Here is a 22,170-nt window from a genome sequence, read left to right on the forward strand (position 1 = left end):
AGCCCTTTTTTCAAAAAGGGCCGCGAAATGCTTGGGGTGTTGACGACGACGTAGCACCACCCCAAATGTTTTCCGACCCTTTTTTGAAAAAAAGGGTCGGCCCCAAAAAACTTTCACGAATTTTCGGCGGCTTCCTTCGTCACCCGCACCCGCTCAATCCGCCGCCCATCCATCTCCGTCACTTCAAACTTCCAGCCGCCAAACAAAATCGCATCGCCCTTCGCCGCCGGGCGCAGCAGCAGCGCCAGAATCAGCCCGCCCAGCGTGTGATAGCTGCCCTCGCTCGGCAGATCCGGCAGATGCAGCCTGGCTTTGGTCTCGTCCACCGGGGTCAGCCCGTCCAGCTCATAGGCGCTGTCCGCCGGCGGCTCGATATAGGAGGAGGGGCCGGTATCCTCGGCATCGCCGACAATCGCCTCCAGCACGTCCGCCGCCGTCACCACCCCCTCGAAGCTGCCATATTCATCGAACACCAGCGCCATGCCCAGCGCATCCGCCTTCAGCCGCTCCAGCGCGTCCAGCGCCGAGACCGAATCCGGGATCGCCATCGGCTGGCGCAGCACGGAGGAGATGATCGGCCCTTCCTGCTTGCCCAGCACGCGGTCCAGCACATCCTTCGCCAGGATGATGCCGGTGACATTATCGACCGAGCCGTCGCACACCACGAATCGTGAATGCGGCGCGGCGCGCAGCCGGGCGATGATGTCCTCGCGCCCGGCGGAGCGGTCGATCCAGACGATTTCGGTGCGCGGCGTCATGATCGCGCGTACCGGCTTGTCCGCCAGGCGCAGCACGCGCTCGATAATGTCGCGCTCCTCGGTTTCCAGCACGCCGGTTTCAGCACCTTCCACCAGCATCGCCTTCAGCTCTTCTTCGGAAACGCCGCGCCGGTCCTCCTGGGTCGGGCCGAACAGGCGCAGCACGAGGTCCGTGGTGCGGCTCAGCAGCCAGATCGCCGGGGCGGCGATTTTCGCCAGCACCGAGACCGGCCCGGCCACCACCACCGCCAGCCGCTCCGGGTGGCGCAGACCCAGCTGCTTGGGCACCAGCTCGCCGAATACCAAAGTGAGATAGGTGATGACGAGAACGGTGACGACGACGCCGACCGGCCCGGCATAAGGCGCGATATAGGGCACATGCCGCAGCGGCCCCTGCATGCGCTCGCCCAGCTGGTCGCCGCCGAACATGCCGGTGAGAATGCCGACCAACGTGATGCCGAACTGGGTGGTGGGCAGGAAGCTCTGCGGGTCATCCGCCAGCATCCGCGCCTTGGTGGCGCCGCGCAGCCCCTGGCGCTCCATCAATGTCAGCATCGCCCGGCGCGAGGAGACCAGCGCCAGCTCCGCCAGCGCGAAGGCGCCGTTGAGAACCACCAGAAGCACGAGAATCAGAATTTGCACGATCAAAGGCATGGCCCGCTTCTAGCGCGGAATGGCAGCCGACGCGATTATGCCATGAAGTTGGGCGCGCTGTTGAAAGCGTAAGTGAAGCTGTCCAGACAACGCCTTCAAAAGAAGGGGAATTTGAGTAAATCCTTCCTACATCTGGTTACAAGATTAAATTTTGTTTGCCTTAGTTGGGCCACATTCGCGCCCAGCACCTGCCGCACTGGACGATCATATTGCCTCTCGATCCGGGGATTTTCCCGGGACGCAGCTTGGACATCGCTTGGACATCGCCATGACGTACCAGTCGCAAATTCGCCGCCAGACGGCGCTGATCTCCACCCGCAAGGCCCGCAAGGGCTGGGCGTCCCCCAGCTCATGGGCGGCCGCCATCGGCGTGGGTGTGGTCGCGTTCGGGATCTGGGCCGGCATCAACCGCCCGGCGACGAATATCGCGCCTTACACCGGAGAGATCGGCGGCTTCGCCTTCTCGCCCTTCCATAAAGGCGAGAGCCCGCAGACCGGCGATTACCCGACGACGGCGCAGATCAAGTCCGACCTCGCGCTGGCGGCCAAGCACACCCATAATATCCGCACCTACACGGTCGAGGGCGATCTCGGGCAGATCCCGGCGCTGGCGCAGGGCATGGGGCTGAACGTGACACTCGGCGCCTGGCTGGACCGTCACCCCGAGGCCAACGCCAAGGAGCTGGCGAAGGTGGTGCAGGTGGCGAACGCCAACCCGGACGTGAAGCAGGTGATGGTCGGTAACGAGACCATCCTGCGTGGCGACCAGACCGTGCCGGAACTGGTCTCCGAGATTCGTTCGGTTGAGAAGCAGGTGCATGTGCCGGTTTCCACCGCCGAGCCCTGGCATGTCTGGCTGAAGCATCCGGAGCTGGCCAATTCGGTTGATTTCATCACCGTGCATCTGCTGCCCTACTGGGAAGGCGTGCCGGAGAAGATCGCCGTGCAGGACAGCATGAACCGCTATGAGGCGGTCCATAAGATGTACCCGAACAAGAAGATCGTGATCGGCGAAATCGGCTGGCCGTCTGACGGTATCGATATCGGCGCGGCGCGCGCCAACAACATCAACCAGGCCCGCTTCCTGCGCGATTTCTTCAACCTCGCCCAGCAGAAGCATCTCGATTACTTCGTGATGGAAGCGTTCGACCAACCCTGGAAGACCAGCTTTGAGGGCCGTGCCGCCGGCTATTGGGGCATGTTCACGCTGGGCCGCCACCAGAAATGGTCGCTGACCGGCCCGGTCTGGAACCATCCGGAATGGATCTGGTACGCCGCCGGCGCGGCGCTGGCCAGCCTGCTCGCCACCATGGCGCTGCTCTCCCGCCGCCCTGACATCCGCTTCACCGGCAAGCTGCTCTTCGCGGCGTTGGTGGAAGGCTTCACCGCGACGCTGGCGATGCTGCTGATGAATATGGGCCAGACCTATCTCTCGCTGGGGGCCGCCGCGGTGTGGGGCGGGCTGGCGCTGGGGCAGGGGCTGCTGCTGTTCCTGCTGGTGGCTGACAGCTTCGATCTGGTCGAGACCATCTTCGGCCGCGTCGCCAAGCGGCATTTTGAACCGATGCCCGCCCCGGCTGGCGCCAAGCTGCCGAAGGTCTCCATCCATCTGCCGATCTGCAACGAGCCGCCGCACATGGTGAAGCAGACCCTCGATAGCCTGGCGGCGCTGGATTATGACCGCTTCGAGGTTCTGGTGATCGACAACAACACCATGGACCCGGCTGTCTGGGAGCCGGTGGCTGAGCATTGCGCCCGGCTGGGGCCGAAATTCCGCTTCTTCACCCTGGGCAAGTACAAAGGCTACAAGGCCGGCGCGCTGAATTTCGCCCTGCGTGAGACCGCCCCGGATGCCGAGGTGATCGGCGTGATCGACAGTGACTATCTGGTTGAGCCGGACTGGCTGCGCTCGATGGCCCCGGCCTTCGACGACCCGGCGGTGGGCTTCACCCAGTCCCCGCAGGATTACCGGGATAATGACGGCTCGATCTTCAAGCGCATGATGTTCTGGGAATATGCCGGCTTCTTCCATACCGGCATGGTCACCCGCAATGAGCGCAACGCGATCATCCAGCACGGCACGATGACACTGATCCGCAAGGAAGCGCTGCAGAACGAGAATGGCTGGGCTGAATGGTGCATCTGCGAGGACAGCCAGTTGGGTCTGCGCCTGTTCCGCGCCGGGTACGAGGCGGTCTATTCCAAGAAGAGCTTCGGCAAAGGCGTGATGCCGGACGACTACAACGCCTTCCGCAAGCAGCGTTACCGTTGGGCTTACGGCGCGATGCGGATTGTCCGCGGCAATGCGGCCGCTCTGTTCAACCCGCTGAACAAGGAGCTGACCGCCGGCCAGCGCTGGCACTTCATCACCGGCTGGCTGCCCTGGTTCGGCGATGCGCTGGGGATCGCCTTCCTGGCCATGGGTCTGGTCTGGTCCGCCGGGCTGATCCTGGATCCGGTGCGGTTTGAATTCCCGATCGCTTTGTTCATGCTGCCCTCGATCTTCCTGTTCGGCTTCAAGATCGTGCAGATCCTGGCCCTCTATAAGAGCCGCGTGCCTTGTGGCTTCTGGGACCGGGTGGGTGCGGCGGTGGCCGGGTTGGCGCTGAGCCACTCCATCGGCAAGGCGGTGTGGAAAGGCCTGTTCACCAACTCGCTGCCCTTCCTGCGCACGCCGAAGATGGAGAACGCCCCGGCCCTGGTGCAGGGTCTGGTGATGGCCCGCGAGGAGCTGGTGATCCTGGCTCTGACCTGGGGTGCGGCGCTGGGCGTTGGCTTTGGCCATCACTGGGCGACGCTGGAGACCAAGCTGTGGGTGGCGGTTTTGTTCACCCAGTCGATGCCCTATTTGGCCTCGGTCGGCGTCTCCATTCTGGCCGCCCTTCCGGCCAAGGCGCCGAAGCTGGTCGCCGCCCCCGCGGTGAAGCCGGTGAAGGCCCCGGTGATGCACCCGGCGGCGGGTGATTAACCCCCCACTCACCGGCTGAAACAGACCCTCCCGCTGCAAGGCGGGAGGGTTTTTTGTTGCAACGCGATACAGCCTTGCAAATGGCGGGCTTGCGTCGGCGCGCCCGGCAAGGCTAAGGGATATTCACCTGCCGCCATGGCGCGAACGAGACATGGCGGCACAGGCTTTATACGGGGCGGGGACGCCCTTTACGGGCTGTTTTGCACCGTCCTTTTCCAGATTCGCGCATGGGATACCGGACATTGACCGCCAGGGCATGGGCCTTCGGCGGTGGAGATGTTTGTTTTGACTGATTTGACCTTTGAGAGTTTTGGCCTGGCCTCCCCGATTTTGGGGGCGTTGACGGCGGCGGGCTTCATCAAGCCCACCCCCATCCAGGCGAAGGCCATCCCCCATGCGCTGGAGGGGCGTGACGTTCTTGGCATCGCCCAGACCGGCACCGGCAAGACCGCCGCCTTCGCCCTGCCGATGATCAACGCGATGACCGACCGCCTGCACAGCAAGCGCTTCTCCACCCGCGCCCTGGTGCTGGCCCCCACGCGTGAGCTGGCGGTGCAGATCGAGCAGGAAATCAAGAAATTCGCCGCCGGGCTTGGCCTGCGCACGGTGCTCATCGTCGGCGGCGTCAGCCGCTTCGGCCAGGTGCAGCGGATGATGCGCGGCGCCGACATCGTGGTGGGTTGCCCCGGCCGCGTGGTGGATCTGATGAACACCCGCGAGCTGGTCATCGACCAGTGCCAGTTCTTCGTGCTGGACGAGGCCGACCGCATGCTGGACCTCGGCTTCATGCCGGATATCCGCAAGGTGGTGAACGCGCTGCCCGCCCGCCGCCAATCGGCTCTGTTCTCCGCCACCATGCCGGCCGAAATCGCCAAGCTCGCCAACGGGTTGCTGCGTGAGCCGGTGCGCGTGGAAATCGAGGCGGTGGCCTCCACCCCGTCGCGCATCGAGCAGAGCGTGTATTTCGCGGAAGGGCCGGAGAAGCGCAATCTGCTGATCAAGCTGCTGCACCAGCCGGAATTCTCCAAGACCGTGGTGTTCACCCGCACCAAGCGCGGCGCCGACCGCGTGGCGCTGATGCTGAACAATTCCAAGATCTCGGCCGCCGCTCTGCACGGCAATCTCAGCCAGAATCAGCGCCAGCGCGCCCTGGATGCGTTCAAGGCCGGTGAGGTGCGCGCTTTGGTCGCCACCGATATCGCGGCGCGCGGCATCGATGTGAATGCGGTTTCGCACGTGATCAATTTCGAGCTGCCGAATGAGCCGGAGAGCTACGTGCACCGCATCGGCCGCACCGCGCGCAATGGCGCGGATGGCGTGGCGGTGGCGTTCTGCGACGCGACCGAACTGCCTTATCTGAACCAGATCGAGAAGCTGACCGGCATCAAGATGAAGGTGGCGGGCGGCGAGCGGCCCAAGCAGGCGATGCCGGTGAAGAAGCCGGCCCGCCATCCGGATATGCAGGTGCGCAAGATCAAGCCGAAGCGCCCGCCTTACCAGGAAAAGCGCAAGGTTGCGTGAACCGGCCAACTGCTTCTAAAGCAGAGTCGTAAAAATTTTTTGGGTGCCGCCTTTTTTGCAAAAAAGGCGGCATTTTCGCGCCTCTTTTGGCAAAACGGGGCGTCCCAAAAACTCTTGGACTTGATTTTTCGGAGTGGCGCTATGGGTGAGACGAAGCAGACGGTCATCGGCATCATCGGCGGGTCGGGGCTGTATAATATTGACGGTCTGACCGACACGAGTTGGGTCAAGGTCGAAACGCCTTGGGGCGAGCCCTCTGACGAATTCCTCGTCGGCTCCTTCCACGGCCAGAAGGTCGTCTTCCTGCCCCGCCACGGGCGCGGCCATAAAACCACCCCGACGGCGCTGAATTACCGTGCCAACATCCATGCGCTGAAATCGCTGGGGGTGACCGACATTCTCTCCCTCTCCGCCGTCGGCTCGCTGAAAGAGGAGCTGCCGCCGGGGCATTTCGTCATCGTCGACCAGTTCATCGACCGCTCCTTCGCCCGCGAGAAGAGCTTCTTCGGTCCGGGCTGCGTCGCGCATGTCTCGATGGCGCATCCGGTCTGCGGGCGTCTGGGCGATGCGCTGGAAGCCAGCCTGAAGGCTTTGGACCTGCCGCATACGCGCGGCGGTACCTATCTGGTGATGGAAGGCCCGCAATTCTCCACTTTGGCGGAGAGCAATCTCTATCGCAGCTGGGGCTGTTCGGTGATCGGCATGACCAACATGCCCGAGGCCAAGCTCGCCCGCGAAGCCGAGATCGATTACGCCACCGTCGCCATGGTGACGGATTATGATTGCTGGCACGAGGACCATGACGCCGTCACCGTCGACCAGGTGGTGAAGGTGCTGCTCGGCAATGCCGACAAGGCCCGCGCCCTGGTGAAGGACGTGCTCCCCCGCCTGGCCGCGCCGCGCGAAGCCTGCGCGCATGGCTGCGATACCGCGCTGACCTACGCGCTGATCACCGCCCCCGAGGCGCGCGATCCGGAGGCGCTGAAGCGTCTTGAGGTCGTCGCCGGCCGCGTGCTCAAGGCCTGATATGTGCGGCCTCTGCGGTGATGGGCTGAACCGCCGCCAGCTGCTCTTTGCCGGGCTGGCGGCACCCTTGGCGCTGGGGCCGCTCGACAGGCAGGGCCTGGTGGAGCCGGTGCTGCGCCTGCAACCGCAATCCGGCCCGCGCCGCGTGGCGGTGACGCTGGATTGCTGCCCCGGCCATTTCGACATGCGAATCGCCCCGGTTCTGGTCGAGCGCCGCATCCCGGCCACCATCTTCGTCACCGCCGTCTGGATGCGGATGAACCCGGATGGGCTGGCCTATTTCCTCCAGCACAAGGACATCTTCACCCTGGAGAACCATGGGGCGCGGCATCTGCCGCCGATTCTGGGCACCAGGCGCGTCTATGGGCTGGAGGTGGCCGGCAGCTGGCCCGCGATCCAGACCGAGATCAATGGCGGGGCGCTGGCCATCACCCAGGCCACCGGGCGGGTGCCGCAATGGTATCGCGGTGCCGCCGGGCTCTATACCCCGTCGGTGGTGCCGCTGATCGAGGCGCTGGGCGTGCGCGTGGCCGGCTATTCGCTGAATTCCGATGAAGGGGCCGGGCTGCCCGCCGCCATCGTGCAGGCGCGGATCGAGGCGGCGCGGGATGGCGATGTGATCGAAGGCCATATCAACCAGCCCAAACGCGCCAGCGGGGCTGGCATCGCCGCCGGGCTTGCCGCGTTGCAACAAAGTGGCGCGCAGTTCGTTGGGCTAAGCTGAACTAACGCTGTCTGACTCCCAAATGTCGAAAAAAATGAACGGCCTGCGGTTTGTTTGCGGGCTGATCAACGCGCCTACATCCCGCCTTCACTATTTCGTGAACTGAGCAAACAGGAAAATTTCCTTTAACTCAAGCTTGTTGCGATAAGGCAAAGAAAATCATTTCATAACATCCGTTAAAAAAATAACACGAAGTCGTCTAAATTATAAGAGGAGCTTCGTGATGACGGATGGAACCGACACAAACGGCTGGGGGGAACCGACACAGACGGTTGGGATGGAAGCGACACGGACGATCAAACGCCACCCAACCCCTCTGAATATCTGTTCCCGTTTTATCTGTTGAATGACAATGATGGGCGGGGGAACGTCTGCGTCGGGCTGCCCTTTCAGCTGAGCCCGCAGCAAGTGGTCTCGCCCAACGCATCGCCGATTTTATATGGCGGCGAAAAATTTTTCATCGTCGGCCAGACCGATACGCAGGTCTATATCGGCACCGCCACCCTCACCGGCAGCGGCAAAGTCATCGGCTTTGTGTTCGAGGATGCGACGACCCAGCAATATTTTCTATTTTCCACCACGCCGCTGGTATTGTGGGGCACCCCGATCACCATCCATGTCTCCAGCGGCGCCAACGACCCCAATCCTTATAACTGGGACCTCAGCAATGGCGGCGCGGCGGCCTATTGCTTCATGGCCGGCACCGAAATCGCCACCCCCACCGGCGGCGTGGCGGTCGAGGCGCTGCGGGCAGGGGATCTGGTGCTCTGCCATGATGGCCGGGTTGCGCCGGTGAGCTGGGTGGGGATGCGGACCATCGCCAGCCGCTTCGCCGACCGGCTGCGGGTGGTGCCCGTGCGGATCGCCGCCGGCGCCCTGGGCAATGGCCTGCCCTGGCGCGACCTGCTGCTCTCGCCGGACCATGCGCTGCTGCTGGATGGCGTGCTGGTGGAGGCCGGCGCACTGGTCAACGGCACCAGCATCAGGCGCGAGACGACCCTGCCGGAGCGCTTCTGCTATTATCATGTCGAGCTTGCCGACCATGCGCTGCTGCTGGCCGAAGGGGTGCCGGCGGAGAGCTTCCTGGACCAGGTGTCGGTTTTCGCCTTCGATAACTGGCATGAGCGCCCGGCACCGGTACAAGCTAGCGAAATGGCGCTGCCCCGGGTGAAATCCGCCCGCCAGCTGCCGCGCGCCCTGCGCGAGCGCCGCGCCGCCTGAGGCGCGATTCGGCCAGGCGAGGCCGTCATCCGGCCGGCGGGGCGCCCCGCCGGCCGTTTTCATGCCGGTCGCCGCATCGGCTGAAACTGGCGGTTTTCCGCGGGTTGAGCCGGTTACCCGCGGTTAGGGCGCGGATTTTCCACAGGAAAATGCCCCCGGATCCGATGATGACAGAAAAACTTCCCGCGCGGGACTTGCAGGCCCAACGCCAACAAGCTAGGAAGCGCCGCACCTTCGCGGGTTTCGCTGTCATAGCTCAGGGGTAGAGCACTTCATTGGTAATGAAGAGGTCCTGGGTTCAATTCCCAGTGACAGCACCAGCGAACTTGATCGGGGCGGCCTAATCGGTTAGGCAGCCTGGACCAAGGGCCCAGATAGCTCAGTTGGTAGAGCATGCGACTGAAAATCGCAGTGTCGCTGGTTCGATTCCGGCTCTGGGCACCATTTTCCTTTCCCGCTGAATCCTGCCGAATCCCCATTGTTTCGTGTGGCAACGATTTTTTGCGACGCAGCGCCACGCTTTTTTTGAAAAAACATTTCTCCCGAGGGGGTTTAAGGCTGGTCTTTTCCGCAGGCCGAGGCTAGATATTTCGCATCCAGCCGGGCAAATTCAAAGAGTCCCTGGTTTGAACATAGAATCTTCGGTCACGGAAGCTCCGGCCAGACCGATCAACAGGAAAAGGCGCGTATAATGTCAAAAGCGTTCATTGCCGAGGTCATTCAGGAAACCGCCGAGATCACCGGTGTTGCCGCCAACCGTACGGCTACCGTTCTGATCGAAGCGATCGTTAAGGAAATGAAGAAGAACGGCAAGTTCACCCTCCCGTCCTTCGGCACCTTCACCGTCCGCAAGACCAAGGCGCGCAAGGGCGTGAACCCGCGCACCGGCGAAGAGATCAAGGTGAAGGCCGGCAAGACCGTGCGCTTCAAGGCCTCCCCGACGCTGAAGAAGCTGGTCTGATCGCACCTGCATTTGCGAAAAGAAACCCGGACCAGGTCCGGGTTTTTTTATGCGCTGCGCCGGGGGGATGAAGATGCCGAAAACCTTGCATTATGCCTGGAACGATGTCGCGCCTTATGGCGATGCGAAGGCGGATCGCCGCCTGATCCCCGGGGCGGGGGGCGATTTGAAACGCGTGGCGGTGAAAGCCGGCACCCATGCCGCGCGCCACGCCCATGATTTCGAGCAGTTCGTGCTGATCTCAGAAGGGCAGGGCAGGCTGGTTTGCGAATCGGGCGAGATTGCGCTTCGCCCTGGTGTGGTGATTCATTTCGAGGCCAATGCCTGGCACGAAGCCTGGTTTGCAACCGATACGCTGCTTTACGAAGTGAATTTCAGGAGCTGATACCAGGCTAAATGTCCCATAACGGGACAGATGCCTGGCCGTCCCGATTGTCGCCAGCGGCGCGCAACCGGTCCTGACTCAGATATCCAGCTCTTCCACCTTGCCGGCATTTTCCTGGATGAATTGAAAGCGCAGCTCAGGGCGCTTGCCCATCAAACTATCCACCAGCGTCGAGGTTTCCGCCCGCGCCTCCGGGGCCGCGACAATGCGCAGCAGCGTGCGCTTGGCCGGGTCCATCGTGGTTTCCTTCAATACCGCGGGGGGCATTTCGCCAAGCCCTTTGAAGCGGCTGATTTCCACCTTGCTGCCGGGTTTGAAACTCTTCATCAGTTTCTCGCGCGCGGCATCGTCCATCGCGTAGATGCTCTTCGCCCCTTGTGTCAGACGATAGAGCGGCGGCTGCGCCAGATAGACATGGCCGTGGCGGATCAGCTCCGGCAGCTCGCGATAGAAGAAGGTCATCAACAGCGACGCGATATGCGCGCCGTCCACATCCGCATCGGTCATGATGATGATGCGTTCATAACGCAGATTGGCGCGGTTGAAGGATGTGCCGGTGCCGCAGCCCAGCGCCTCGATCAGGTCCTTCAGCTCCTGATTCTGTTTCAGCTTCTCCACCGAGGCGGAGGCGACATTCAGGATTTTGCCTTTCAGCGGCAGGATCGCCTGGGAGTTGCGGTTGCGCGCCTGCTTGGCGGAGCCGCCGGCGGAATCGCCCTCGACCAGGAAAATCTCGGTGCCCTCGGCGCTTTCCGTGGCGCAATCGGCCAGCTTGCCGGGCAGGCGCAGCCGCCGGGTGGCGGATTTGCGCGGCGTGTCTTTCTGTTCCTTGCGGCGGATGCGCTCTTCCGCGCGGTCCACCACATAGGCCAGCAGATTATCGGCATTCGCCGGATCGCCGGCCAGATAATGGTCGAAGCGGTCGCGCAGCGAGGTCTCGGTCAGACGCGTAGCTTCCTGGGTGGTCAGCTTGTCCTTGGTCTGGCCCTGGAATTGCGGATCGCGGATGAAGAGCGAGAGCTTGGCGCGCAGGCCCCCGAACAAATCCTCGGCGATGATCGCCGCCCCGCGCTTATTGCCGCGCGTCTCCGCCCAGGCGCGCAGGCCCTTCAGCAGGGCGGCGCGCATGCCGGCCTCATGGGTGCCGCCCAGCGGGGTGGGCACGGTGTTGCAGTACGTGTCCACACTGCTCTCGCCCTGCTCCAGCCAGGCCAGCGCCCATTCCAGCTTGCCCTGCTCCTGGCCGTTCACCGGGGCGAATTTCGCCTCGCCAGCCCAGATCTCGGGCAGCACCAGCGCCGCATCGCCCAGCTCCGCCGTCAGCGAGTCGCGCAAACCGCCGGGGAAATGCAGCTCCGCCTCCGCCGGCACCTCCGAATCCGCCTTCAGCAGCGCGGGGTCGCAGGCCCAGCGGATTTTCACCCCCCGGAACAGATACGCCTTGCTGCGGCATAATTTGAACAGCCGCGCCGGCGAGAATTTCAGCGCGCCGAAAATCTCCGTATCCGGCACGAAGCCGATGGTGGTGCCGCGCCGGTTCTGGGCCGCGCCCACTTCCTCCAGCCCGGTCTGCGGCACGCCCCGCACATAGCTCTGGCGGTACAGCTTGCGGTCCTTCGCGACCTCGGCGGTGAAGCTTGAGGAGAGCGCGTTCACCACCGAGGAGCCCACGCCGTGCAGCCCGCCCGAGGTGGCATAGGCCTTGCCGGAGAATTTGCCACCCGAATGCAGCGTGGTGAAAATCACCTCCAGCGCGGATTTGTTCTTGAATTTCGGGTGCGCATCCACCGGAATGCCGCGCCCGTTATCCCGGATGGTCAGCTGGTTGCCCTCATCCAGCCGCATCTCGATGGTCGTGGCATGGCCCGCCACCGCCTCGTCCATGGCATTATCGAGAATCTCGGCGGCCAGATGGTGCAGGGCATTCTCATCCGTGCCGCCAATATACATGCCAGGCCGCCGGCGGACGGGCTCCAGCCCCTCCAGAACCTCGATATCCTTCGCGCCATAACTGTCCTTGGCGGGGATGGTCTCGAACAGGTCACTACTCAACGCGGCCGACTCCTACGCTGCACCGGGGGTCTTGGTTGCCATGGCCGGTGCCGCGCAGGCAAGGGGGGAGCGCTATTCGCCCACCCGGTGCAGATCGTAAGAGCGTATGCCGGGCTCCCCGGTGAAGGTGAACCAATCGCCATGGTTCAGCGTGTTGCGGGTGTCGTAATAGCCCGAGCGCCAATGCTCCTTCATCGAGATGCGGCTGAATTCGTAATCCTTCGCATCCCCTTCATAGGCCTTCTGCTGGTAGATCAGCTGCATGATATTGATCTCGGGGAGCTGGCGCAGATCGGATTTCATCTGCTTCTGCTCATTGGTCAGCTCATTATCCGGCACCTTGCCCAGCGCGTCGCGCAAAGCCTGTTTCAGCCGGTGGGTCTGCAGGAAATGGTCGGTGGTGGTGCGGGTGCGCGAGGAGTACTGGATGTCCTTCTGCCGGGCCAGAACTTCCGGCATGTCACGCGGCACCTCGCCACGGGCGGAGAACAGATCCACCTGGAAGGCCAGCAAATTCTGCGAGCCGATATTATCCAGCAGATGCTGCAGCGGGGTGTTGGAGACCAGACCGCCATCCCAGTAATGGTGCCGCCCGATGCGGATCATCGGCAGCCCCGGCGGCAGCGCGCCGGAGGCCATGATATGCTCGGGCTCCAGGTCGCGCTCGGCATTGTCGAAATACACGAAATTCGCCGTCTCGACATTTACCGCCCCCACCGCGAGGCGGATTTCGCCCTCATTGATCAGCTTGAAATCCGCCAGCTTCTCCAGCGTGCGGTGCAGCGGCGAGGTATCGTACAAAGCGGTGGCGAAGCGCGCCCCGCGCGGGGCGAAGAAGCCCGAGGCCGGCACCGGGCGGAAGAAGCCCGGCTGGCCGAAAAACATGCCGTGCATGGCCGAGAGCCCATTGCGCAGCTTGCGGGCATTATCGCCCTCGAACCAGGTGGTGTACGGGTCTCGGGCGGTGATATCCATCCAGAATTTTTCCAGCTTCTCCAGCCGGTGCTCCGGCTTGTTGCCGGCGATGATGGCGGAGTTCACCGCGCCGATGGACACGCCCGCCACCCAGTCCGGCTCCAGCCCGGCCTCATGCAGCGCCTGATACACCCCCGCCTGATACGCCCCCAGCGCGCCGCCACCCTGCAGCACCAGCCCAATCACATCGCAGCCCTTCGGCCGGGCGACCGGCGCGATCGGGTCCAGAGGGCGGCGATGCGGGCGTTTGGGATCGGAGAGCATATCCATGGGCGGTCAATCCTTCTCGGCTGACGAATGGTCTCGAATATTTAAGGCGACGCTTATATTGTCCAGAAAATCATGCCATCCCAGGGCAATCTGTCAAACCGGCCATGCGAGAAGGATCGATGAAATGACGGCCTCCCTGGCGCCAAGGCGGCCGTCTCTACGATGCGGGAGATCTCAGCGCAGATGTTCGGCGAAAAACGCCAGGGCCCGCAGCTCCGCCAGCTCCCAATCCTTGCGGCTATAGCTGGCCCGGGCCTCGCAGCCGAAGCCGTGCTGCGCGCCTTCATAGACGAACACATCCGCCCCCGGCTGCGCCGCCTTGATCGCCTGCACATCGCTCATCGGGATGCCGTGATCCTCGCTGCCGAAATGCATCTGCACCGGGCAGTTGGGCTTGGCGTCCTTGGTGGCGGCGATGTTGCCGCCATACCAGCAGCTGGCGGCCTTGAAGCTCTTGGTTCGCGTCGCCGCGTCCCAGGCCAGGCTGCCACCCCAGCAATAGCCGATGATACCCACGGGCTCACCCTCGCCAAAGGCGGCGGCGGTCGCTTGTAAATCCAGCAGCGCCTGCGCGGTGGTCACCTGCTGCATCAGCGCGCGCCCCTCGGCGATGCCCTCCTGGTCATAGCCCAGCTCGATGCCGGGCGAGACGCGGTCGAACATCGCCGGCGCCAGCACCCGGTAGCCGAATCCGGCCAGGCGTTCCGCCACGTTGCGGATATGCTGGTTGACCCCGAAAATCTCCTGAACGACGACAAGCCCGCGCTTGGCATTGACGTTTCCGGCTTCGTAGGCGTGGAATTTGTGGCCGTCTGCGGCGGTGAGGGTCATCATCGGCGGGTGATCCTTAATCTGGCTGGCGGTTCAGCCGGCGAGGGATGCGAAATCCCGTGCCAGCGTCTCATAGATGTCGCGCTTGAAGGCCACTGCAAGGGCCGGCAGCTCGGAGAGTTTCACCCAGCGCCAATCTTCGAATTCCGGATGCGCATCGGCGGTAAGGTCGATATCCTCATCGCGCCCGGTGAAGCGCAGCGCGAACCATTTCTGCCGCTGGCCGCGATATTTGCCCTTCCAGGCAACCCCGATCAGCTCCGGCGGCAGGTCGTAGATCAGCCAGTCCGGGTGCTCGGCGATGATCTCGGCCTTGTCTGTGCCGATCTCTTCCTTCATTTCGCGCAGCACGGCGTCGCGCAAATCCTCACCCTCATCGACGCCGCCTTGCGGCAGCTGCCAGGCGTCGGGGTAATTCTTGCGCTTGCCGACGAAAACATGCCCGTCTTGCGAGAACAAAACGACGCCGACATTGAGCCGATAGGGCAGGGAGGGCTTGTCCGTCATCGCAGTTTCTCACCTAAATTCGCAAAAGTTTTTGGGCGGAGGCGGCCAAGGTTCCGCCGCTGCATAGCAGCGGTGGAAAGCCGCCGGAGGGGGTGGCCCTTTTTTCAAAAAGGGCCACAGAACGTCTGGGGTGCTGGCAACCTGGTTGCATATGCCCCGGCGTTTTTCGCCGCTTTTTTGCAAAAAAGCGGCACCAAAAAACTCTTGTCAGTTTGCCGCCGTCGTGGTCGAGGCCGGCTTCATGTCGGCGATCAGCTTCAGCGCCATCTGCAGCTGGAAGTCGGTCGCCGGCTTGGTCGGGTCGAATTTCGGCCAGTTGGCGGGCGGCTTGTTGGGAATGCTGGCGGCCACCGGCGGCAGCGGCAGCGGCGGCGGCAGGGCTGCGGCCTTCTGCTGGGTCGGGTTGGTGAAGGCGTGCAGCAGGTCGGTCTCGCGCAGCTGCGCGAAGCTGTCCTCCGGCGTCGCGCTGTCCGCCACCGTCACGTTCGGGGTCACGCCGTAATCCTGGATCGACTTGCCGGACGGGGTGAAATACAGCGCCGTGGTCAAGCGCAGCGCGCCTTCATTGTCGATCGGGATAATCGTCTGCACCGAGCCCTTGCCGAAGGTCTTGGTGCCCAGCACCAGCGCGCGGCGGTTCTGCTGCAGGGCGGCGGTGACGATCTCGGCCGCCGAGGCGGTGCCGGAATTGGTCAGCACCACGATCGGCGCGCCATTGGTGATGTCATTGCCCTGGGCGTACCAGGCCTGGTCGTCCTCGGAATGGCGGCCATGGGTGGAGACGATCTCGCCGCTGGTGACGAAATCATCTGACACCGCCACCGCCTGGTCGAGCAGCCCGCCCGGATTGTCGCGCAGATCCAGGATATAGCCATGGATCGGCCCATGCGCCTGCTTGTTCAGGCTCTTCACCGCGGCGCGGATATGCGCATCGGCATTCTCATCGAAACTGTCGAGGCGGATATAGCCGACCGGCCCGGCGGTGCTGGTGAGCAGCTTGCTCTTCACATCGTCGATCTTGATGATCTCGCGGGTCAGGGTGACATGCACCGGCGTATTCACGCCATTGCGCTTAATGGTGAGGGTGATCTGCGTGCCCGGCGCGCCGCGCATCTTGGAGACGGCATCGTCCAGCGACAGCCCTTCGGTGGCGTGGCCGTCGATCTCCACGATGATGTCGCCCGGCTTGATCCCCGCCTTCTGGCCCGGCGTGCCGTCAATCGGGGTGATCACCTTCAGCAGCCCGCTCACCTCGGTCACTTCCAGCCCCAGCCCGCCGAACTGGCCGGAGGTCTGCACCTGCATATCCGAATATTGCTGCGCATTCATGTAGCTGGAATGCGGGTCCAGCCCGGAGAGCATGCCGTTGGCGGCGTTGTAGATCAGCTTGTCGGTCGGCGGATCGATCACATAGTTCTGCTTGATCTGCGACAATATGTCACCAAAAAGCGAGAGCTGCTGATAGGTGCTGTCGCTTGGCGCGTTGTCGCCGAAAGCGCGGGAGAGGGGCTGCGTCAGCGATCCGGCGGCCAGACCGACCACGAAAACCCCGCCGAGCATCAAACCACCGCGCAAACGCATATATTTATCCCTTCAAACGCCGGGCGTATCGCCCTGACCCTATTAGATAGCATCCCGCCCGGATTATCCAGAGTGGCCGGCCGCCAGCCAGGCCGTAGGGTCCACCGGCTGGCCGCCCCGGCGCAGCTCAACATAGAGGCGCGGCTGGCGGGTGGGATCGCTCGCGCTGAAGGGCTGCATGCTGCCCAGCGGCTGCCCATGGGCGATGCGCTGGCCCTGCGAAACGTCGAGATGGCTCATTCCCGCCAGCACCGCCGAGAGGCTGGCGCCGCAATCCACGATCACCACCTGGCCATAGCCCGAGAGCGGGCCGCCATAGAGAATGGTGCCGTTGCACGGGCTGGTGACGCGCGCCCCCGGGGCGGCGGCGTAGGAAATGCCGGTGGCCGGGCCAGCCACGGTGGCGGCGCCATAGGGCTGGATGACATGCCCCGCCACCGGCGCGCCCGCCCCGCCGCTGGGCAGGTTCACCGGCGTCGCCGGAGCAGGGGTCTTCGGCACCAGATTGGCGATGGCCTGGTCCAGATCCGTCAGCTCATGCTTGGCCTTGGCGGCGGCGGCGGCCTCGGCGACCTTCTGGTCGGCCGCATCCTGCTCATCCTGCCTCGCCTGGTCGATATCCATGGAGAGCTTTGCCTCCGCCGCCTGCTGCGCCGCCACCGCGGCATCCAGCGCCTCGCGCGCGGCTTGCGCCTGGGTGATGGCGCTGGTCAGCGTCGCGGTCTCGGTTTTCACCGCCCGCGCCTGGTCGGAGACCTCCTGCGCCAGCCCTTGCAGAATGGCGATGCCGCGCACGCTGTCCACCGGCGATTGCGGGGCGGCGAGCAGCGTGGTGGCCGGCGCGGCGGAGAGGCGCTGCATCACCGGCAGCAGCGCCTTCAGCGCCGCCTGCGCCTGGTCCAGCCTTGCGGCGGCGGCATTCTGGGCGGCGGTGAGCATGGCGAGCTGGTTGGCATCCTTCGAGGTCTGGTCCTCCAGCCCGCGCAAGACGGCGGCGGCCTGCACCTGCTGCTGGGCCAGGGCGGCGGCTTTCTGCGCCACCTGCTTCTGCTGCGCGGCAGCCTGCGCTTCGGCCTGCTGATGCGCTTTGATCGCGGCGGCAGCGGCCTCGCGCTCGGCTTTCAGCTTGGCGGCGTCTGCATTGTCCTGATGGTGCGGGGCGGCGTGATGGGCGTGGGTTTTCGCCAGAGCCGGGCCGGCCAGCGCCAGCCACAGCCCGGCCAGCCCCGCATGGTGCAGCAGACGCGCGGGCTTCACCTTAGGCGAACAGCGGCTTGCCGGTCATCGCGGCGGGCTGCGCCACGCCCATCAGCTTCAGCAAGGTCGGCGCGATATCGGCCAGGATGCCGTCATGCAGCTTGATCCCCGCCGGCCCGCCGGCGATCAGCACCGGCACCGGATTGGTGGTGTGCGCGGTATGCGGCCCGCCGGTCTCCGGGTCGCGCATCATCTCGCAATTGCCGTGATCCGCGGTGACCAGAATCGCCCCGCCCTGCGCCTGCACCGCCGCCCAGATTTTGCCCAAGCCCGCATCCACCGTTTCCACCGCCTTGATCGCGGCGGGCAGCGAGCCGGTATGGCCGACCATGTCCGGATTGGCGAAATTCAGGATGATCATGTCGAACTGCCCGGTCTTGATCGCCGCCACCGCCTTCTCGGTCAGCTCCGGCGCGGACATTTCCGGCTGCAGATCATAGGTGGCGACCTTCGGCGAAGGCACCATGATCCGCTCTTCGCCGGGGAAGGGCGTCTCCACCCCGCCATTGAAGAAATAGGTGACGTGCGGATATTTCTCCGTCTCCGCCATGCGCAGCTGCTTCAGGCCGGCCTTGGAGACGACGCCGCCCAGCAGATCATCCATGCGCTGCGGCGCGAAGATGGTCTGCATGAAGGGGGCCAGCGCGTCCGAATAGGCGGTCATGCCCACCGCCCCCACCAGCTTGGGCTGGCGCGGCTGGAAGCCGTCGAAAGACGGGTCGAGCAAGGCGGTGAGGATCTCGCGCACCCGGTCCGCCCGGTAATTGGCGCAGATCACGCCGTCGCCATCCTTGATCCCGGCATAATCGCCAATCACGGCGGGCTTGATGAACTCATCGGTGATCTTGGCCTCGTAGCTGGCCTGGATCGCCGCCTCGGCGCTGGGAAAATGCGCGCCCTTGGCATCCACCAGCAGCTCATAGGCTTGGCTCACGCGCTCCCAGCGCTTATCGCGGTCCATGGCGTAATAGCGCCCGACCAGCGTGCCCAGCGTCGCGGCATCGCCCAGATCGGCCAGGAATGTCCGCATATAGCTCAGCCCGGCCCCGGGCGGGGTGTCCCGCCCATCCATCCAGCCATGGGCGATCACCGGGATGCCGGCCGCGTGCAGAATCTTCGCCAGCGCCACCGCATGGTCCTGGTGCGAATGCACCCCGCCCGGCGAGACCAGCCCCAGCAGATGCGCGGTGCCGCCACTTTTCTTCAACGCCGCGATGAAGCCCCGCACCGTCTCGGACTTGGCCAGCGTGCCATCCTCGATGGCGGCATCGATGCGCGGCAGATCCTGCATCACCGTCCGCCCGGCGCCGATATTCAGATGCCCGACCTCGGAATTGCCCATCTGCCCGCTCGGCAGCCCGACCACCCGGCCCGAAGTGGTGAGAAAGGCGCGCGGGCAGGTTTCCCAGAGCGCATCGAAATGCGGCGTGTGCGCCTGCGCGACGGCATTGTCCTGCGGCGACTCGTTCCAGCCGAAGCCATCGAGGATCACCAGCATCACGGGTTTCTTGGCCATTGCAGTCCTTAACTGAAGCGTTTCTAGGCCGGAGTTTAAGGAAAGCGCGCCGCGTTGGCTATGGCGGGGGGCTCAAGGCCGCCCGGCGCGGTGATAAGGATGCCCGGCCAGAATGCTCTGCGCGCGGTAGATCTGCTCGGCCAGCATCGGGCGCACCAGCATATGCGGCCAAGTGAGGGGGCCCAGCGAGAGTTTGGCCCCGGCGCGGGCGATCACCGGCGCGTCCAGCCCTTCCGCCCCGCCGATCACGAAGGCGAGTTTCTTGCTGCGCTCCAGCCAGCCGGCGAGCAGCTTCGCCAGTCCCGGCGAATCCGGGGCGGCGCCGTCCATATCCAGTGCGATCAGAAATTCATCCGCTTTCAGCGCGGCGAGGATGGCCTCGCCCTCGCGGCGCTTGATCTCGGCGGGAGCCCCTTGCCCGTCCGCGAACTCCACCAGCCCCATCGCGGGGCGGATGCGCTTCGCGTAACGGGCAAACAGCTCCATCTCCGGCGCCCTGGACGGCGCCTTGCCGATGGCGAGCAGCCTCAAGCCTCGCTATCCGCCTCATCAAGTTCGGCGGACCACATCTTCTCCAGCCCGTAGAGCGTGCGCGCTTCCGGCTTGAACAGATGCACGACGATATCCCCGGCATCGATCAGCACCCAGTCGGTGCCGGTGGCGCCCTCGGTCAGCGGCTTGCGGAACCCGGCCTCGGCCAGTTTCTCGTAGAGATGCGTCGCCATCGCGGCGATCTGCCGGTCGGCGATGCCGGTGGCGATGATCATGCGGTCCGCGAAGGAGGCGCGGCCGGCCAGATCCAACGTGACGATATCCTCGGCCTTGTCGTCCTCCAGCGTGGTGACGATGACGGCCTGCAGGCGGTCGAGAAATTCGGGAGCCGGCTTGGCCTCACCCTTTTTGCGCTTCGGGCCGGCGATGGCGGCTTTCTTGCGCGGTGTACCGGGCATGATGGCAACCGACTCGGCGGCCGGCTTGGCGGCGCGCTTGCGCGGGGCGGTTGTTTTGGCGCCCCGGCTGGCCGGGGTGCGGGTGGGCGTGCGCGTTATGGCTGCGTTCCTTCTAAAATCCTGCGGCGCAATGCGGTGGCCGAGGCCGCGTTCTCCCGCACGGGCAGGAGAATCCAGGCCGGCGCCCGCATTGTCGCCAGACATAACCCAGCCCGCGCGGGAAGGCGATCTTTTTGGTGGCGCTTTGCCGCCCGCCCGGCCAGCGCGCGGCGGGTGGCGCCGGGGCGGGGGACGACGAGCATCGGCATCGCATGGATGATCTCCTGCCAGCGCCCCCAGCGCGGCAGCTGGATCAGATTATCCGCCCCCATCAGCCAGACGAAGCGCACGCGCGGAAAGCGGCGCTTGAGGCCGCGCAGCGTATCGCGGGTATAGCGCGTGCCCATCCGGCTCTCGATATCGGTGGCGATGATAAGCCGGCCGTCGGCGATCTTGCGGGCACTCGCCAGCCGGTCCGCCAGCTTCGCCATGCCGTTCGCGGGTTTCAGCGGGTTGCCCGGCGAGACCAGCAGCCAGAGCTGGTCCAGCCCCAGATGCCGCATCGCCTCCCGTGCCACGTGCAGATGCCCCTCATGCGCCGGATTGAACGAGCCGCCGAGCAGCCCGATTTTCAGCCGGTGCCGGTGGCCATGGGTTGGCGTGTTGAAGGGCAACGGGGGCGGTTACGGGCGGGTCTGGCCGGTGCCGCGCACCACGTAGCGGAACGTCGTGAGCTGCTCCGGCCCGATCGGCCCGCGCGCATGGATATGGCCGGTGGCGATGCCGATTTCCGCGCCAAAGCCGAACTCGCCGCCATCGCAGAACTGGGTGGAAGCGTTCCACAGCGTCACCGCCGCCGGGCAGCGCGCCAGATAGGCCTCCGCCACCGCCTCATCCTGGGTGATGATGGCCTCGGTATGCTCGCTGCCATGGGCGCGCACATGCGCCAGCGCGCCCTCCGGCCCATCGACCACCGCGATGCTGAGGATCGCATCCTGCCATTCAGTGTCGAAATCCTTCTCTTCGGCGGCGGGCAGGGCAGGCAGGATGGCCCGCGCCGGTGCGTCGGCCTTGAAGGCGCAGCCGAGCTTGCTCAGATCCTCCACCAGCACCGGCAACAAAGACGGGGCGATGGTGGCGTCTATAAGAAGCGTCTCGGTGGCGCCGCAGACGCCGGGGCGGCGCATCTTGGCATTGGCCAGCACGCTGCGCGCCATCTCAGGGTCGGCGGCCGCGTGGATATAAGTATGGTTCAGCCCCTCGGCATGGGAGAGCACCGGCACCCGCGCCTCGCGCTGCACCAGTTCCACCAGCGTCTTGCCGCCGCGCGGGATGATCAGATCGATATGCCCGACCGCCCCCAGCATCGCCGCGACGAAGCGCCGGTCGGTCGAGGGTGCGACCTGCACCGCATCCGCCGGCAGCCCGGCGGCGCGCAGGCCGGTGGTGACGGCCTGGTGGATCGCCTGGGCGGAGTGAAAACTCTCGGAGCCGCCGCGCAGAATGATGGCATTGCCGGATTTCAGCGCGATCGCCGCCGCATCCGCGCCGACATTCGGGCGGCTCTCATAGATCATCCCCAGCACGCCGATCGGCTGGGCGATGCGGGCGATGCGCAGCCCGTTCGGGCGGGTCCATTCGGCCAGCGTATGGGCCAGAGGGTCGGGCAGATCCGCCACCTCTTCCAGCCCCTTGGCCATTGCCTCCACCCGGGCCGGGTTCAGCAGCAGCCGGTCGCCGAAGGCCGCCGAGCCTTTATAAGCGGCCATGTCCTTGGCATTCGCATCCAGGATAGAGGACGCCGCATCGCGCAGTGCCCCGGCGGCGGCACGCAACGCGGCATCGCGCGCGGCGGCTGGCTGGGTGGCCAGGGCGGCAGCGGCGGTCCGGGCGCGGCTACCCATCTCATCCATGGTTTGCGAAAATGTCTCAGACTCAGCGTTCATGGCGCGCATGCTTGCCCAGTCCTGGCGG

The 22,170-nt window shown here is 64.7% G+C and carries 19 protein-coding genes and 2 tRNA genes; 9 read left to right on the forward strand and 12 right to left on the reverse strand.

Annotation, left to right across the window (positions count from 1 at the left end):
* Positions 1 to 113: 113 nt before the first annotated feature.
* A complete protein-coding gene (locus tag ACZ46S_RS00860) occupies positions 114 to 1,412 on the reverse strand; it encodes a hemolysin family protein (RefSeq protein WP_464062978.1) in 1,299 nt (432 codons plus the stop codon).
* Positions 1,413 to 1,680: 268 nt separating this feature from the next.
* Between ACZ46S_RS00860 and ACZ46S_RS00865 the strand changes: the two genes are divergently transcribed.
* From ACZ46S_RS00865 to ACZ46S_RS00905, 9 genes are all read left to right on the forward strand, one after another.
* The gene (locus ACZ46S_RS00865) at positions 1,681 to 4,380 is read left to right on the forward strand and encodes a glycosyltransferase (protein WP_464062979.1); all 2,700 of its coding nucleotides are present in this window, start codon (positions 1,681 to 1,683) and stop codon (positions 4,378 to 4,380) included.
* A gap of 276 nt (positions 4,381 to 4,656) precedes the next feature.
* Positions 4,657 to 5,901 carry a DEAD/DEAH box helicase gene (locus ACZ46S_RS00870; RefSeq protein ID WP_464062980.1) on the forward strand — a complete coding sequence of 415 codons (1,245 nt, stop codon included), beginning with the start codon at positions 4,657 to 4,659 and terminating at the stop codon, positions 5,899 to 5,901.
* Between the two features lie 141 nt (positions 5,902 to 6,042).
* Positions 6,043 to 6,927 carry an S-methyl-5'-thioadenosine phosphorylase gene (locus ACZ46S_RS00875; protein WP_464062981.1) on the forward strand — a complete coding sequence of 295 codons (885 nt, stop codon included), beginning with the start codon at positions 6,043 to 6,045 and terminating at the stop codon, positions 6,925 to 6,927.
* Position 6,928: 1 nt separating this feature from the next.
* A complete protein-coding gene (locus ACZ46S_RS00880) occupies positions 6,929 to 7,651 on the forward strand; it encodes a polysaccharide deacetylase family protein (RefSeq protein WP_464062982.1) in 723 nt (240 codons plus the stop codon).
* A 342-nt stretch (positions 7,652 to 7,993) separates the two neighbouring features.
* Positions 7,994 to 8,872 carry a Hint domain-containing protein gene (locus ACZ46S_RS00885; RefSeq protein ID WP_464062983.1) on the forward strand — a complete coding sequence of 293 codons (879 nt, stop codon included), beginning with the start codon at positions 7,994 to 7,996 and terminating at the stop codon, positions 8,870 to 8,872.
* A gap of 245 nt (positions 8,873 to 9,117) precedes the next feature.
* Positions 9,118 to 9,192: transfer RNA gene (locus ACZ46S_RS00890), tRNA-Thr, on the forward strand.
* A gap of 48 nt (positions 9,193 to 9,240) precedes the next feature.
* A tRNA-Phe gene (locus tag ACZ46S_RS00895) sits at positions 9,241 to 9,316 on the forward strand.
* A 247-nt stretch (positions 9,317 to 9,563) separates the two neighbouring features.
* The gene (locus ACZ46S_RS00900) at positions 9,564 to 9,833 is read left to right on the forward strand and encodes an HU family DNA-binding protein (RefSeq protein ID WP_008492525.1); all 270 of its coding nucleotides are present in this window, start codon (positions 9,564 to 9,566) and stop codon (positions 9,831 to 9,833) included.
* A 73-nt stretch (positions 9,834 to 9,906) separates the two neighbouring features.
* Positions 9,907 to 10,218: a cupin domain-containing protein gene (locus tag ACZ46S_RS00905; RefSeq protein ID WP_464062984.1), complete on the forward strand. Its 312-nt coding sequence runs from the start codon at positions 9,907 to 9,909 to the stop codon at positions 10,216 to 10,218.
* Between the two features lie 78 nt (positions 10,219 to 10,296).
* Here ACZ46S_RS00905 and parE read toward each other — a convergent pair whose 3' ends face one another.
* The 11 genes from parE to ACZ46S_RS00960 all read right to left on the reverse strand — a co-directional run bounded on the left by parE (position 10,297) and on the right by ACZ46S_RS00960 (position 22,142).
* Positions 10,297 to 12,270 carry a DNA topoisomerase IV subunit B gene (parE, locus tag ACZ46S_RS00910; protein WP_464062985.1) on the reverse strand — a complete coding sequence of 658 codons (1,974 nt, stop codon included), beginning with the start codon at positions 12,268 to 12,270 and terminating at the stop codon, positions 10,297 to 10,299.
* Between the two features lie 72 nt (positions 12,271 to 12,342).
* The gene (locus ACZ46S_RS00915; RefSeq protein ID WP_464062986.1) at positions 12,343 to 13,515 is read right to left on the reverse strand and encodes a patatin-like phospholipase family protein; all 1,173 of its coding nucleotides are present in this window, start codon (positions 13,513 to 13,515) and stop codon (positions 12,343 to 12,345) included.
* Positions 13,516 to 13,689: 174 nt separating this feature from the next.
* Positions 13,690 to 14,349: a dienelactone hydrolase family protein gene (locus ACZ46S_RS00920; RefSeq protein WP_464062987.1), complete on the reverse strand. Its 660-nt coding sequence runs from the start codon at positions 14,347 to 14,349 to the stop codon at positions 13,690 to 13,692.
* 30 nt (positions 14,350 to 14,379) lie between these two features.
* Positions 14,380 to 14,853 carry an RNA pyrophosphohydrolase gene (locus ACZ46S_RS00925; RefSeq protein ID WP_295743808.1) on the reverse strand — a complete coding sequence of 158 codons (474 nt, stop codon included), beginning with the start codon at positions 14,851 to 14,853 and terminating at the stop codon, positions 14,380 to 14,382.
* A gap of 207 nt (positions 14,854 to 15,060) precedes the next feature.
* Complete coding sequence (locus ACZ46S_RS00930; protein ID WP_295743805.1) at positions 15,061 to 16,434, reverse strand: S41 family peptidase; 1,374 nt, start codon at positions 16,432 to 16,434, stop codon at positions 15,061 to 15,063.
* Positions 16,435 to 16,497: 63 nt separating this feature from the next.
* Positions 16,498 to 17,691 carry a murein hydrolase activator EnvC family protein gene (locus ACZ46S_RS00935; protein ID WP_464062988.1) on the reverse strand — a complete coding sequence of 398 codons (1,194 nt, stop codon included), beginning with the start codon at positions 17,689 to 17,691 and terminating at the stop codon, positions 16,498 to 16,500.
* Between the two features lies 1 nt (position 17,692).
* Positions 17,693 to 19,207, reverse strand: coding sequence for a 2,3-bisphosphoglycerate-independent phosphoglycerate mutase (gene gpmI, locus ACZ46S_RS00940; RefSeq protein WP_464062989.1), 1,515 nt, complete (start codon positions 19,205 to 19,207; stop codon positions 17,693 to 17,695).
* Positions 19,208 to 19,279: 72 nt separating this feature from the next.
* Entirely contained in the window at positions 19,280 to 19,738 is a 459-nt protein-coding gene (locus ACZ46S_RS00945; protein ID WP_295743796.1) for a 23S rRNA (pseudouridine(1915)-N(3))-methyltransferase RlmH, read from the reverse strand.
* Complete coding sequence (rsfS, locus tag ACZ46S_RS00950) at positions 19,735 to 20,157, reverse strand: ribosome silencing factor (RefSeq protein WP_295743792.1); 423 nt, start codon at positions 20,155 to 20,157, stop codon at positions 19,735 to 19,737. Before rsfS ends, ACZ46S_RS00945 begins: the two co-directional genes overlap by 4 nt.
* A gap of 95 nt (positions 20,158 to 20,252) precedes the next feature.
* The gene (locus ACZ46S_RS00955; protein ID WP_464062990.1) at positions 20,253 to 20,870 is read right to left on the reverse strand and encodes a nicotinate-nucleotide adenylyltransferase; all 618 of its coding nucleotides are present in this window, start codon (positions 20,868 to 20,870) and stop codon (positions 20,253 to 20,255) included.
* A 9-nt stretch (positions 20,871 to 20,879) separates the two neighbouring features.
* Complete coding sequence (locus tag ACZ46S_RS00960) at positions 20,880 to 22,142, reverse strand: glutamate-5-semialdehyde dehydrogenase (RefSeq protein ID WP_464062991.1); 1,263 nt, start codon at positions 22,140 to 22,142, stop codon at positions 20,880 to 20,882.
* Positions 22,143 to 22,170 lie beyond the last annotated feature (28 nt).

It is taken from the genome of Acidocella aluminiidurans (assembly GCF_055383125.1).

Excerpts from the sequence above, each read along its gene's own strand:
- rsfS (WP_295743792.1), bottom strand. The coding sequence starts at position 20,157 with ATGCCCGGTACACCGCGCAAGAAAGCCGCCATCGCCGGCCCGAAGCGC.
- ACZ46S_RS00915 (WP_464062986.1), bottom strand. The coding sequence starts at position 13,515 with ATGGATATGCTCTCCGATCCCAAACGCCCGCATCGCCGCCCTCTGGAC.
- ACZ46S_RS00930 (WP_295743805.1), bottom strand. The coding sequence starts at position 16,434 with ATGCGTTTGCGCGGTGGTTTGATGCTCGGCGGGGTTTTCGTGGTCGGT.
- ACZ46S_RS00875 (WP_464062981.1), top strand. The coding sequence starts at position 6,043 with ATGGGTGAGACGAAGCAGACGGTCATCGGCATCATCGGCGGGTCGGGG.
- ACZ46S_RS00900 (WP_008492525.1), top strand. The coding sequence starts at position 9,564 with ATGTCAAAAGCGTTCATTGCCGAGGTCATTCAGGAAACCGCCGAGATC.
- ACZ46S_RS00905 (WP_464062984.1), top strand. The coding sequence starts at position 9,907 with ATGCCGAAAACCTTGCATTATGCCTGGAACGATGTCGCGCCTTATGGC.
- gpmI (WP_464062989.1), bottom strand. The coding sequence starts at position 19,207 with ATGGCCAAGAAACCCGTGATGCTGGTGATCCTCGATGGCTTCGGCTGG.
- ACZ46S_RS00870 (WP_464062980.1), top strand. The coding sequence starts at position 4,657 with ATGTTTGTTTTGACTGATTTGACCTTTGAGAGTTTTGGCCTGGCCTCC.
- ACZ46S_RS00880 (WP_464062982.1), top strand. The coding sequence starts at position 6,929 with ATGTGCGGCCTCTGCGGTGATGGGCTGAACCGCCGCCAGCTGCTCTTT.
- ACZ46S_RS00925 (WP_295743808.1), bottom strand. The coding sequence starts at position 14,853 with ATGACGGACAAGCCCTCCCTGCCCTATCGGCTCAATGTCGGCGTCGTT.
- ACZ46S_RS00860 (WP_464062978.1), bottom strand. The coding sequence starts at position 1,412 with ATGCCTTTGATCGTGCAAATTCTGATTCTCGTGCTTCTGGTGGTTCTC.
- ACZ46S_RS00920 (WP_464062987.1), bottom strand. The coding sequence starts at position 14,349 with ATGATGACCCTCACCGCCGCAGACGGCCACAAATTCCACGCCTACGAA.
- ACZ46S_RS00960 (WP_464062991.1), bottom strand. The coding sequence starts at position 22,142 with ATGAACGCTGAGTCTGAGACATTTTCGCAAACCATGGATGAGATGGGT.
- ACZ46S_RS00865 (WP_464062979.1), top strand. The coding sequence starts at position 1,681 with ATGACGTACCAGTCGCAAATTCGCCGCCAGACGGCGCTGATCTCCACC.